8 protein-coding genes and 3 tRNA genes are annotated in these 13,412 nt (G+C 45.3%); 3 read left to right on the top strand and 8 right to left on the bottom strand.

Annotation, left to right across the window (positions count from 1 at the left end; genetic code table 11):
- Nucleotides 1-167 precede the first annotated feature (167 nt).
- Both AY605_RS02610 and AY605_RS02605 read left to right on the top strand, forming a co-directional pair.
- Nucleotides 168-974, top strand: coding sequence for a transglutaminase-like domain-containing protein (locus AY605_RS02610; protein WP_064094909.1), 807 nt, complete (start codon nucleotides 168-170; stop codon nucleotides 972-974).
- 244 nt (nucleotides 975-1,218) lie between these two features.
- Nucleotides 1,219-2,328: an HPP family protein gene (locus AY605_RS02605; protein ID WP_064094908.1), complete on the top strand. Its 1,110-nt coding sequence runs from the start codon at nucleotides 1,219-1,221 to the stop codon at nucleotides 2,326-2,328.
- Nucleotides 2,329-2,959: 631 nt separating this feature from the next.
- Here the strand turns inward: AY605_RS02605 and AY605_RS02600 are convergent.
- From AY605_RS02600 to AY605_RS02590, 3 genes are all read right to left on the bottom strand, one after another.
- The gene (locus tag AY605_RS02600) at nucleotides 2,960-4,372 is read right to left on the bottom strand and encodes an SLC13 family permease (protein WP_064094907.1); all 1,413 of its coding nucleotides are present in this window, start codon (nucleotides 4,370-4,372) and stop codon (nucleotides 2,960-2,962) included.
- 82 nt (nucleotides 4,373-4,454) lie between these two features.
- Nucleotides 4,455-5,240, bottom strand: coding sequence for a sulfite exporter TauE/SafE family protein (locus tag AY605_RS02595; RefSeq protein ID WP_064094906.1), 786 nt, complete (start codon nucleotides 5,238-5,240; stop codon nucleotides 4,455-4,457).
- 232 nt (nucleotides 5,241-5,472) lie between these two features.
- Complete coding sequence (locus AY605_RS02590) at nucleotides 5,473-5,751, bottom strand: PspC domain-containing protein (RefSeq protein ID WP_064094905.1); 279 nt, start codon at nucleotides 5,749-5,751, stop codon at nucleotides 5,473-5,475.
- Nucleotides 5,752-5,998: 247 nt separating this feature from the next.
- On the opposite strand from AY605_RS02590, the gene AY605_RS02585 reads away from it, so the two are divergent.
- Nucleotides 5,999-6,694, top strand: coding sequence for a hypothetical protein (locus AY605_RS02585; protein WP_064094904.1), 696 nt, complete (start codon nucleotides 5,999-6,001; stop codon nucleotides 6,692-6,694).
- Nucleotides 6,695-6,877: 183 nt separating this feature from the next.
- Here AY605_RS02585 and AY605_RS02580 read toward each other — a convergent pair.
- The 5 genes from AY605_RS02580 to AY605_RS02560 form a co-directional block, all read right to left on the bottom strand.
- Nucleotides 6,878-6,953: transfer RNA gene (locus AY605_RS02580), tRNA-Lys, on the bottom strand.
- A 62-nt stretch (nucleotides 6,954-7,015) separates the two neighbouring features.
- A tRNA-Lys gene (locus AY605_RS02575) sits at nucleotides 7,016-7,091 on the bottom strand.
- A 20-nt stretch (nucleotides 7,092-7,111) separates the two neighbouring features.
- A tRNA-Lys gene (locus AY605_RS02570) sits at nucleotides 7,112-7,187 on the bottom strand.
- Nucleotides 7,188-7,382: 195 nt separating this feature from the next.
- Entirely contained in the window at nucleotides 7,383-9,224 is a 1,842-nt protein-coding gene (locus AY605_RS02565) for a long-chain-acyl-CoA synthetase (RefSeq protein ID WP_064094903.1), read from the bottom strand.
- A gap of 173 nt (nucleotides 9,225-9,397) precedes the next feature.
- Nucleotides 9,398-12,904 (bottom strand): Rne/Rng family ribonuclease, encoded by a 3,507-nt coding sequence (locus AY605_RS02560; RefSeq protein WP_064094902.1) that lies wholly within the window; start codon nucleotides 12,902-12,904, stop codon nucleotides 9,398-9,400.
- Between the last annotated feature and the right edge of the window lie 508 nt (nucleotides 12,905-13,412).

The raw sequence follows: 13,412 nt of genomic DNA, 5'->3' as shown, positions 1-13,412 counted from the left end.
TTAACTTTGCCAATAAATGCCGGCCGAACTGAAAACCAGGAATAAATCAGATGGATGACCTGCTGTAAACTCGAGAGTTATAAAGTTCAACGGATCTCATACGATTGCGATCCTAAAATTAGTTTAATATTCACGCAATATAATAATGTTTAAAAATAAGGAACTTCATGACCACTTACCGTATTCACTGCCATTTAAAATACAAGATCGTACAACCGACAGAATTTATTTTTATGCTCCAGGCGGCACATCACCCCGATCAGAAGATTCTTGAAGAGCAGCTGCACTTTAATCTGCCGGTGGTCTGGCATGAATTTCAGGATGCACAGCATCAAAACCGTCATGTTCGCTTGCAGGTCGAAACCTGTGAGGTCTTTGAGGTGAATTATATTGCGAACGTGGCTCGGCAACCGGGTATTTCTTTTGAACGGCAGCAAAGTCTGAATGAAGTGCCTATTCCTGATCTACCTGATGAAGTATTGCCTTATTTGCTGGCCAGCCGTTATTGCAATTCGGATTTATTGCTGGAAATGGCAAAACGTTCGTTTGGCTGGATGACACCCGGCTATACGCGGGTCAAAGCGATTGAGCAGTGGATCTATAACAATATTTTTTATGCTTCTGGCAGTTCTGACCAGTTTACCACTGCTACAGATGTCCTGGTGCATCGTGCAGGCGTATGCCGTGACTTCGCCCATTTAGGTATTGCGTTGTGCCGTGCCTTGGGAATTCCGGCACGTATGGTGGTTGGCTATGTGGAAATTGAAAAGTTTTTACCCGATTTTCATGCCATTTTTGAAGCGTATTTGGACGGAGGGTGGGTGCAGTTTGATCCGACCCGTCTGGCTCCGGTCGAAAATCTCATTCGGATTGGCACTGGCGTCGATGCCGGTGATGTCGCATTTTCAACCTATTATGGTCAGGTCGAGCTGCTAAAAATCCAGCCACTGATTCAACCTGAAATCAGCCATTAAGCTGCTTTAAAAAGATTTGAACAGCTATTTAAGCAGAAGGTTAGCAAGGATTTTTCCATGCAAATGACTACCGGTGATGAAGTGATCATTCTATAAAAAGCCGAATGAATGTTTTAACCTGAGTGAAATATTTTTTTAAAAAACATGTATTCGCGAATGGTGAAAAGATGTAAAACAGCGATGCCTTTCATCTGGCTTGGTTCTATAATGCGCAAAATCTGCAAACCATAAGATCAGGCGCACTGTGTTTCATTCCCATCTCGACTGGCTCAATACCCTAAAACCAAATTTCAAAGTCCTTCCGCTCAAAGACCGCCTGCTCTGCGGAATAGGGGCATTGCTAGGTCTGGTGGTTTCCTCCCTGCTGAGTTTATGGATTCTGGGGGATTTTGAAGCCTGGTACATTGCCCCGATGGGTGCCTCTTCGGTATTGCTGTTTGCGGTACCGGCCAGTCCTCTGGCACAGCCCTGGAACATTCTGGTCGGCAATACCATTGCTGCCGTCATTGGGGTGAGCTGTGCCTTGCTCATTGCCAATCCGACCGAAGCCTTTAGTCTGGCTGTCGCTGCCGCAATTGTCCTGATGATGACCACGGATTCCCTGCATCCACCGAGTGGCGCCGTGGCCATTACCGCAGTGCTGGGTGGTCATCCGGTGCATGAACTGGGTTATGCCTTTGTATTTTATCCGGTGCTACTTAATTCAATTTTGCTCATGGGGATTGCCATTGTCTTTAACCGGATGATTGGCAAGAACTATCCGCAGCAGGCCCAGTTAAATAGCCGTTCCAAGGACCCGACGCCGACCCAGAAAGTGACGATTCAACCGCAGGATATTCAGGAAGTGCTGGACCAGCATACCGAGCTGCTGGACATCAGTGAATATGACCTGCAAAAAATCATTCTGGAGGCACAAAACCGTGCCAATGCGCGTGCGGTGCATGAATTTAGCTGCCAGGATATTATGACGAAGGATGTGGCAACCCTGCATGAAAATGATGATATCCAGCATGCACTGGACAAGTTCAAGCAGATGAACCTGATGAGCCTGCCCGTCGTTAATGCAGATGAACAACTGGTCGGTACGCTGGCAATGTATCAGGTGGTGGAATGGTTCAAGCGTGCTGTCGATGTACGCAGTAGCTGGGAGCATCAGGTTAAACATATCATGACCCGCAAAGTGATCACGGTACAGCCCTTACAGCCCATTCAGGATCTAGTGCCATACTTTGTCGAGCGTTCCTTCAACTATATTCCGGTGGTAAGCAAGCAGCAATTGGTGGGAATTATCAGCCGGGCAGACATGATTGCTGCCCTCAACCAGGAGCTGAATCATTTTAAAATGAAAGCTTAAAACCAGATTGAAATGGAATATAAGCGACCATACCTGATCAGGTCTGGTCGACTTGCCAGCTGAGTAAACTGTAAAACAGTATCATTGGTAGAGAGAAATTCAGTAAAAACAAAAAATGGGTACTAAAAGCTTCGCTTGGAGGATGCGAGATGTAGGCCAGAATCAGGGTTTCCAATGCTGCTCATTAAAATCGTGAGGATATTAAACAGCTGATAACGGCGTAGCAGCAGGTGAGTCACTCATAGATAAAGACCATCGTCCAATATGTCAGGTAGATGAAAAAACTGAGGAAAAGTGCCGAAAATAGACTCTTGAAAATGGAGAAATCCCATAACTGACTTCATGAAATAGCGCATAAGAAAATAAAATTAGGGTCATGAGCAAAGGTGCAAGCACGAGATTGGGTGTCATTTTCCAGAGAGAGTTTCGGATCGGTTGAGAGATTAAGTGAAATATCCTGTCCAATATCTGTTTGCCACTTTTTGATATTTCATCTAGGGGCTTTATCTTTAGCATTGTTAAAAGCATATTATTTTTCGATGAGAGAAAGATTCAACATATAGGCGAATAATACGACAAAGCACACCGGAGTGTGCTTTGTAGAGGGTGTGATGCTTAAGAGCTGTAATGATTAAATAAAGAACCAGTAAATAAACAGTGAAATAATAAAGATACACATAATATTCAGCACAAAACCAACTTTCATCATTTCGCTTTGCTGGATATAACCGGTTCCAAAGACAATCGCATTTGGCGGGGTCGCTACCGGCAGCATAAAGGCACATGAGGCACCAATACCAATGACAATCACCAGGATTTCTTTGGGCATTCCCATCTGATCCGCAATTGCGGCAAATACTGGTACCAGCAGGGCAGCTGAAGCGGTATTACTGGTAAATTCAGTCAGGAAAATAATAAATGTAGCGACTACAAAAATAATTATCAGTGGGGAGGCATCACCAAAGGCATTGGCCAGTGTTTGACCCAGTACCAGCGAACTACCTGAATCCTTCAGAATGGCACTCAAGGTCAGACCACCACCGAACAGGTACAAGACCCCCCAGTCGGTATTTTCTGCAATCTGTTTCCAGCTTGCGGTACCCAGAATCACCACCATACAGGCAGCCAAAATTGCAATCCAGGTATCCGGCTGGGAAATACCAAAAATCTCAGTGAATTTTTTACTGAAAATCCAGGCAATTGCAGTACAAAGAAAGAGGATCATGGTGGCTATACGGGTGCCGGTCCAAGGAATATCTTCAGTTACAAATTGTACTTTGTGATTCAGTTTTGGACGTAGTACCAGATATAAACTGACCAGCATGGCGGGAAGAATAATGAACATCATCGGCAAGCCGATTTTCATCCAGTCGGCAAAATCATAGCCGAGGGCCTTGGCGGCAATGGCATTCGGAGGTGAACCGACCATGGTGCCCAGTCCGCCAATACTGGCCGAATAGGCAATGCCGAGCAGGATAAAGACAAAAGTTTTACGATCTTTGCTGACATCCAGATGTGAAAGCAAGCCTAAGGCCAGAGGCAGCATCATGGCAGCAGTCGCCGTATTGGAAATCCACATGGACAGCAGCGCCGTCACCACAAAAATCGCCAGTACAGAAATACCCAGATGCCCTCTGGACAGGGAGATGATCCACATGGCAATTTTCCGGTCCAGTTTCTGGATATGCAACGCTGTGGCCAACGCAAAACCACCAAAAAACAGGAAAATGACAGGATCGGCAAAAGTAGCCAAAGCGGCTTGTGTGGTAATCGGAACCAGTTCCTCACCAGAGGCCATTGGCATGGCCAGCAATACTGCCATCACGGGGACGAGTAATGCTGTAATTGTGATATGAATGGCTTCAGTCAGCCATAAGATACCGATAAAGGCTAAAAGGGCCAGTCCTTTATTGGCATTCTGGTCATAGGGCAGGTAAAGATATAAGCTATAGGCTACAATGGCTGCGACAAGAATAAGAATCCAGCCTTTCAGCAGCCCTTTGGGCATGGCATTGGTCGGGGTAGCTAGGTTGGTCTGAGTCATATGCTCTCCTTGCAAGGTTTTTATTTACATCATTTTTTATATTAACTTTGAATTTGTAATTTGGTTTTGCTTAAAAAATATCCTATTTAAAGATACTATAACCAGATTGTTGTAATAATCCAGTACTTTGCCATAGGGCATACAGGCCCAAGCCAAAGAGTAAAGCCAGGACAATCCATTTGAAGTGCTGCTGAGACAAACGATGGCGTATTTTGCCTCCGATCCAGACACCAGCAAGGGCGAATAGGCTGATCCCGATCAGAATATGCTGTTGATGGGTTTCCAGCGTGATCAGAATTGGAAACAGTAAAAACAGCTGGATCAGTTTACCTGCAATGAAATTGAGATTGCTGATAATGACAATATCTGTTTTAGACAGCTGGCAACTCATCAGATACATCATCAGAAAAGGTGCCATGGCATTGGTCGCACCTCCAATGATGCCGGCCAGTAAACCAAAACAGAGCATGCTGGAAATATGTGGACTAACTTGCAAGGGTCGTGCCCGTAACTGGTCCAAGACATAAAATACAATCACCAGACCCAATAACAGTTTTAAATAAGCCTCATTTAGCCAAAGTAACAGCTTGACCCCGAGTACACTGCCGATCAGGCTACTGAGTATCAGTGGCCAGTAGCGTTTTATATAATAGCCAATGCTATTCAACATGCTATGTGCAGGATCGGCATTTAGCATGATCAGATTCAGCAGCAGGCAGGGCAGAATGACAAGAGTAACCGCGATACTAAGCGGATATGCACTGGATAGAACAGCCGTACTCATCATGGGAAAGCCAAAGCCGCTTAAACCATGCAGCAGGGCTGCTACGGCACAGAGCCACAGCATTATCCATTCTGCCTGAGTCATGTGAAATCCATTTCAAAAATTAGAACATTGAACTTATCGTGAATTCAACTGAGAAAGAAAGTGAAAAGCTGTAATACAGCTAAGAAATAACAAAAAATATAGGCAAAAAAAAGCCACGATAACTTGGGGAAATTACCGTGGCATCAAAATTTCATCCCATTTAACTGGGGTGAAAGGAGGAAGCTCTTCGATGAAACCTATCAGGAACGCTAGTTAAACCTTCCTATACACCTTAATAATCGCGCTTATCCTGATTAACGGTACGTACAGGATTTTTATAGCCCTGGGATTGATAAGCGCTATCATGTGCAATACTGTACGGTTGTTTTGGCATGATTAACCAAAGTACCAGATAAACCAGAATACCCGGAAAAGCGGCACTCATCACTGAAACCAGCACAAAGATAAGACGTAATAAATTTGCGTTCCAACCAAAACGTTCAGCAATACCGCCCATCACACCTGCAATCATGTTTGAGCGGTTAGAGCGATATAAACCAACATTGGCCATTAAAATCTCCTGATAAAATACGTTTGAATCCACAAAATAGATCCATATTATTAAAAGAAATGGCGTTAGATCGAACTTTTTAAAGTGCTGATTACAAATAAAATCGTTAAGTAATGTTAAGAAAGATTAAAACCCGGTCTAAGAGTCACTAACATATAGAAAATTCTATTGAACTCTTATGTAAAGTTCATCAGCTTTGCTGTGTGTTTTTTACTCGCCATGTTTTAGGTCTGGGTCGGTTAAAAAAATGAAAGTAGATATATCACGTTTTACATCAAGCAATTTTCTTAAATGTAGCCTGATACTGGGAAGCGTGGTGATTTTGCAGGCCTGTGACCAGCATCAAGTCAAGCCTGAACAGGAAGATCAGCAAGAGGCTGTAGAAGAAGAAGGGGTCAAGGTTTCTGCTGCCAATACGACCGCAGGTGTAGTCGCAGTCAGTGCCAAATCCTTAACTCAGGCCGTAGGGCAGGCTGCTGTTCCAGTTGAGGCAGATCTAAATCCGACAACTGTACCCGATTATGCCAAAACATTTGTTGGTCGCTATCATACCGAAATTGACTGTGATGGGCGTTTCGCACCTTGTACAGAAGGTAAGGCAGAATATATTTTGGCTTTACTGCCGGATGGTACGGTACACCGTAGTATTTTTCAGTATGGCAAAGTATTTATTGATAATACGAGAAGCAGCACAGCTCATAATACCACCTATCGTAAGGATCGCTGGTCGATCAACCCGGAACGTACTGAATTGGTCGTAAACCGTAAAGAAGGGGCGAGTTTTTATTATACGATTAAGGATTCGAACCATCTGGTTATGAATCTGGAAAAAATTTACAGTGAGAAGGAAAAGACCAACCGCGAATTATTTGAGCGGGGTTATCCGGCACCTTCGAAAGCCTATGAACTGGTCAAAGATACTTCCTTTCATATCGAACCATAATGTCAGATAAAGTTGGTCGATCCAGTCTAAGACGTTATTCAAAGAAGATTTAAATTAATACAATAAATATGAGCTGTTAGACACGTGAGCTTAAAATCTGGATGCAGAAATACACGAGCAGAAATCGTATTTAATAATTAAAATATAAAGAGGTAAATCTGAGAGGGCATTCTTGGAAAAGAATGGTGGGCCGTCCGCGACTCGAACGCGGGACCAATGGATTAAAAGTCCACTGCTCTACCAACTGAGCTAACGGCCCATTCTGGGTAATCAAAATGAATTTGATTATTGAGGTTTCTAAAACTTGATGTTTTAGAATGATGGTGGGCCGTCCGCGACTCGAACGCGGGACCAATGGATTAAAAGTCCACTGCTCTACCAACTGAGCTAACGGCCCATCAAGGGATATCAAAGAAATGGTGGGCCGTCCGCGACTCGAACGCGGGACCAATGGATTAAAAGTCCACTGCTCTACCAACTGAGCTAACGGCCCTGAACCAGTATTCAAACTAGGTTTGAATATGCAGTGCAAGTCAAGCTAAATAGCTCAAAGCACCACTTTGTTTGATGGAGCGTATTGTAGCAAGATCTCATTGCAGCGCAAGTAAAAAATAACAAAGTTGCCCATGTTTGATTATAAATACAACAATTATGCTTTATCTAAACAAAAAACAGGCAACTTCAGTACTTAGAAGCGATATTGATAGGCCTGGATATTGGAAAAAACCTCTGCTGTAAGCTCCGAATACGCAGTTGCACCTGGCAATAACACCAGCAGGCGTTCATCGGTTTTACTTGGATCAAATGCTTGCTCTTTCAATTTATTTTTCTGGTATTTGAAGGTGCCTGTAGTTTCAACCTGCTGTTGTATACGCAGAAATACGGGTACCGCATAAGCCGGTAAGCATTTTTTAAAACAAGCAGCCATGGCGGCTAAATCTGCATCATTTAATTCTACCTCGGGCTTCAGGGTAATCGCAGCCATACCGGCACGACCATTGGTATTTGGAATTTCTACACCATAAACTACGGCTTCAACGATTTTGTCATACTCAGTCAGCATGTTTTCCACTTCAGTTGTAGAAACATTTTCACCTTTCCAACGGAAAGTATCACCTAAACGATCGACAAACTGGGCATGACGGAAGCCGATATTGCGTACCAGATCTCCGGTATTGAAATAAGCATCACCTTTGCTAAATACATCCTGCATGATGACTGACTTGTTTTTTTCAGGGTCGGTATAACCATCAAAAGGTGAACGACGGGTAATTTTACCAATCAGTAAACCAGTTTCACCTTTTTTCACCCGCTTGCAGTGTCCTTTGGCATCCCGTACCGGCTCGTGTTTATCTTTATCAAAAGCAATAATGGCATAAGGTGTCGGGGAGAAACCGACGGTATTGTCAAAATTGAAAATATTGCTAAAACCGACATTGCCTTCACTGGACGCATACAGTTCCAGCACTTCCTGAATGCCAAAACGGGATTTAAATTTGTCCCAGATATTCGGACGCATCCCGTTACCAATCATCTTGGTCACGCGGTGACCTTTCTCCAGTTCAGATGGGGGAGCGTCCATCAAATAGCGGCATAACTCACCGACATAGCCAATCGCAGAGGCATCAAATTTTTTCACATCCTTCCAGAAAGAGGAGGTTGAAAATTTACGCCGAATGGCCAGGGTGCTGCTCCCTGCAATGACACCACACCAGCACACGACCATGCCAGTAGCGTGATAAAGTGGCAGGGTACAGTACATGACATCATCTTTATGGAGATTCAGCACATGCCCATAGGTGCCATAAGCGAGGGTCCAGCGACCATTGGTAAAAATGACCGCTTTGGGCAGGCCGGTAGTGCCTGAGGTATAAATATAGAACAGCCCGTCTTTGCCTTGTACTGAATGGGTAGTCGGCGGATTGAATTTTGGAGCAAGATCAATTTTTTCAGCCAGGTTAACGAAGCCTTCCGGTGCCTGACCCGGATCGGTTTGAGTATTCTGATCTGCAAACCAGTGCAGGCGTTCACCACTAATATTCAGGTCATTACGAATTTCATTCACAGCCTCACCGCACTCTTCACCGACGATCAGGGCAATTGGTTTGACCAGATTAATACTATGTGCCAATACCTTGCCTACTTGTGAGGTATTGACCAAAGCGCTCGTCACACCCAGTTTAGCCAGACCAATCACACTGGCAATCAGTTCAGGTCGGTTCTCGATCATTACAGCTACGACATCACCTTTCTTGGCACCCAAAGACAGATAGAAATGTGCAATCTGGTTGGCCCAGGCATTGAGAGCGGCATAGCTGTAGCTTTGGTCTTCAAAACGCAAGGCGATACCGTCCGGGTTGCGCTTGGTTGCTTTTTCAAAAGCCAGACCCAGCCCGGCTGGTGTATTCGGAGTACGTAAATACGCCTGTCTTAGACCAGTAAGTAAATGGGGTACTTTGGTCAAGAAAGTCGGGAGTTTGGCAGCAACATCTGCAATACCAATAAGATCATGTGGTTTCATTTGGGTCATGAGAATCCTATTTATTTTTCATATCCGATACGTTCGATTTATATACAGTAGGCGAGCTATCCATCTTTTAGCGTTAAAAAGCTAGTGCAATCAACCTATTCTGACTAAATCTAGCAAAAAAAACCTAGTCACCGAAATGACTAGGTTTTTTTATATGACTGCAATTGAGCAAATTATGATTCAGTTGCAGTATTTGCTTTTTTCGGTGGACGACCACGTGGACGACGTGGGCGAGCGGCCTGCTTCTCCACTTTTTCAGCTTCGCTGGTTTCAGTTTTCTCTGCCTCTACTTCGGCCTGGTCTTGGGTCTCTACCATAAGTGCTTCTGATTCAGATACTTCTGACTCAGTATTTGCTTCAACTGGGGTAGTATCTTCAGCCTGAGTTTCAGTAACTACTACTTCAGTTTCAGGAGCAGCCTCCACTTGTGCCGTGGTTTCAGTTGCTTGTTCAGCTGGCTGAGTATTTACGGTTTGTTCAGTAGTTACTTCCTGCACTGCAGCTTCAGTTACCATAGGTGGGGCAGGCTCTGCTTGCGCTTCAGTTGCTACAGGCGCAGTTTCAACCACCGGAGCTGTTTCTGTTTTAGCCTGTTTGGCTTGCTGTAAGGCTTGTTCAGCAGCCAGTTTAGCCAGACGGCGGCGCTCACGTGGATCGTTTGCGACACGTTTGTCCGACACCGGTTTTGGTGGTGTCAGATCTAGAACTGGAGCCGGTTCTACTTCCACCTTGGTTACTGTCACCTGAACATCACGAGTAACTGGCTTTTTCTCTGTGGCAGGCGTTGCTGCACGCACCAGACTCGCGTTGTACTCTTTTGTGAACTTCTCTAAAGCGCGGTTGAACGTTGGCAACAAACCAAACTGCTCAATCAGCACCGAGCAGTCTTCACCATAGACATGGCGAATCAGGCTGCCAATGGTGAACTGGCCCAGAGTTGGCACTTGTGACGGGGTCAACTGCTGAACTGCCGGCTGTTGAGAGTGTCGTTCACGTTGCTGGCGACGACGCTGACGCGGATCGTTGCTGGCACGTGGTTTTTCAGCACTGATTTCAGCTGGCACAGCTTTCTCGTCGACTGCTGTTAGTGTAGCTTCCACCACATTTTCAGCAGCAGCTTCTTCAACTGGCGCATCTGCTGGAGCAGTAACTTCAACCGCTGGCGTTACAATTGCAGCATTGTCATTCAATGCCACGATTTCGCTTTTCGCCTGGTCAATATTCACCACCATAGCTGTTGCCATCACGTCTTGACGTGGCGCATCGACCAATTCAACACGAAGCTGTTTGTCATCGACTGCTGGAGCCTCAACAACAGCAGGTACAGTTTGTGATGCCTGCTCATTCAGCACGCTTGGATCGCGGTGGCGATTTGGACGTTCCTGACGTGGCTGGTTACGGCGGTCGCGACGTGGTACAGCCTGTTGTGACTGTTCATTGGTTTGAACATCATTTTGCTGAGTTGGCTCGTTGTGATGCTGACGGCGAGAATTACGCTTGTTTTCACGTGCTTCATGACGTTGCTCTTGACGAGATACCTGAACGACTTCTTCATGCACCTGGTGTTGCTGAGGAGCAGAGGCTTCAGACTGAACCTGCTCACGCGGCTCTCTGTGCTTCGGATTGCGCGGCTTTTTATTGTTGTGACGAGGCGTTCTTTCCTCACGCTCTGCTGGTTTTTCTGTAGCATCACGTTCCTGCTTATGGGCTACTGTTGATGGTACCAAATAAGCATTGTTCGCAGGTGCTACAACTTGTTGTTGTACAGGTGGCTGTACATGATTTTGTACCTGTTGTGCAGCGGGCTGTGCCACCACAGGTGCTGCGACGTGACCAAACTGACCACGACTTACTGCACCGCCATTGATCATCTGTTCAATCGCTGCTGCTGCATTGTTGGCGGTACGCGATTGATCAACAGTCGTAGCTTGCTTTTGTACAAACAGGTTTTCTAACCATGCACATGGGCTGGTTGCAGGTGCAGCAACTTGCGCTTGGACAGGAGCCGGTTGAACAACAGGGGCTTGCTGTACACTCGGGTTTTGCTGATTATTACGGCGTTTATTGTTTCTGCCGTTATTTTGCTGTGGGGCAGGCGCTGGCGCAGCAGCATGCGTATGTTGTTCTTCTTCTAAATGCCATTCAGACGACTCATAACCCAGCTCTTTTTCACTTGAACGAGTTGCTTCAGTACGTTCATAGCTGGTTGGTGCAAAGCCTTCGGCATTATAGGTAATTTCATAATGCGGTGTTTCCAGATGCGGATGCGGCAACACAGTAACACGCACATTTGACGTCTGTTCCAAATATACCAGGGTATGACGCTTTTCATTCAATAAGAAAGCCGCGATTTCGACTGGAACTTCGACTTGAACTTCACCATGACGTTCACGCAGGGCAATCTCTTCCACTTTACGCATAATCGACAGGGATAAAGAACGAAGATCACGTACCATACCGGTACCATGGCAGCGTGGGCAAACGTAGCCAGTCGCTTCTTCCAGAGAAGGACGCAGACGTTGACGGCTCATTTCCATTAAACCAAAACGTGATAATTGACCGAATTGAATACGGGCACGGTCACTTTGAGTGGCTTCACGAAGTTTCGCTTCAACCATGCGCTGGTTACGATCTTTGGTCATGTCGATAAAGTCGATCACCACCAGACCGCCGATATCGCGTAAACGCAGTTGACGCGCGATTTCTTCTGCTGCTTCAATATTGGTGTTCAACGCAGTGTCTTCAACGTCGCTACCGCGGGTTGATTTTGCTGAGTTAATGTCAATTGACACCAACGCTTCAGTCTGGTCAATCACGATCGAACCACCAGAAGGAAGTTTCACCTCACGTTCATAAGCCGTTTGGATCTGGCTTTCGATACCGAAGTGAGCGAATAGAGGCTCATTTAAGGTATAAGTTTTTAATTTGTCTAATTGAAGTGGCATCACCGCTTTTACAAAGTTATAGGCTTCGTTATAAGCTTGCTCAGAGTCAATCAGGATTTCTGCAACGTCATCACGTAAGTAATCACGAATGGCACGTGTTACCACGCCCGCTTCCTGATGCACCAACATTGGAGAAGGGCCAGAACTTGCTGTTTTCTGGATTTGTGCCCAAAGGTCGAGCAAGTGTTGCAAGTCGAGTTGCAGTTCTTCCTGTGAACGACCGATCCCGGCTGTACGCACGATGACGCTCATGCCGCGTGGCACGTTTAAAGAAGCCAGCATTTCTTTCAGTTCTTCACGCACTGAACCCGAGATCTGACGGCTGATACCACCACCTTTCGGATTGTTTGGCATCAAGACCAAATAACGGCCGGCGAGAGAGATAAAGGTAGACAGGGCAGCGCCTTTGTTGCCACGTTCTTCTTTTTCCACCTGAACCAGAAGTTCGGTGCCTTCAGTGATCAGTTCACGGATATTTGAAGTCTGGCGAGGGTCGGCTTTGTAATAAGAATTTGCGATTTCACGCATTGACAGGAAGCCTTGGCGACCTGCACCGTATTCAACGAATACAGCTTCTAAAGACGGTTCAACGCGAGTCACGTGACCTTTGTAGATATTGGATTTTTTTTGTTCACGGGTACGATTTTCTAAATCAAAATCGTAAAGACGCTGACCAGTGACAAGTGCAACGCGAATTTCTTCGGCATGTGTTGCATTAATCAACATACGTTTCATGGGTGTAACACCTTATAGTGATACACAGCAAAAAATCGCTATACACGTAGCAAACATCACACATCACGGATCAATGGCTCAAATCTGCAATGAATTTCATTGTGGTTTGAGTCTTTTATGACCGAGCTCTATTTAATATAGATGGGCTTCGGTTTTGATTCACGTATTGATGATGGCAATACGGCTTCAATCTTTAAACGGATTAAAGTCACCTGAACGCTTCACTGGCGGACGAGCGGTACATTGGATGTGTGTAACTTTCACTGTCACATTGCTCGAAGATCATCCCTTCTTTATAGAAAGTGTCTTGATACGGAATTGTCGTCGTATCTTTACAAACTGTGCAGATCCAATGCATCAACGCTGTAGCCTGAAGTCGTCTTCAGGTTGCGACTAATCTGATGTGTATCAGTTTACGTTTAAAAACCAACTAGGTTGGCGACATATTTTTTAAGACAAACTGATTTATGTACCTGAGGTACAATTAAACGCAACAGTTTGCTTTGTT

Source organism: Acinetobacter sp. SFD (genome assembly GCF_001647575.1).
GTDB lineage: Bacteria > Pseudomonadota > Gammaproteobacteria > Pseudomonadales > Moraxellaceae > Acinetobacter > Acinetobacter pecorum.
The sequence above is the reverse complement of the archived record's forward strand: the minus strand, read 5'-3'. Positions and strand labels throughout refer to the sequence as shown.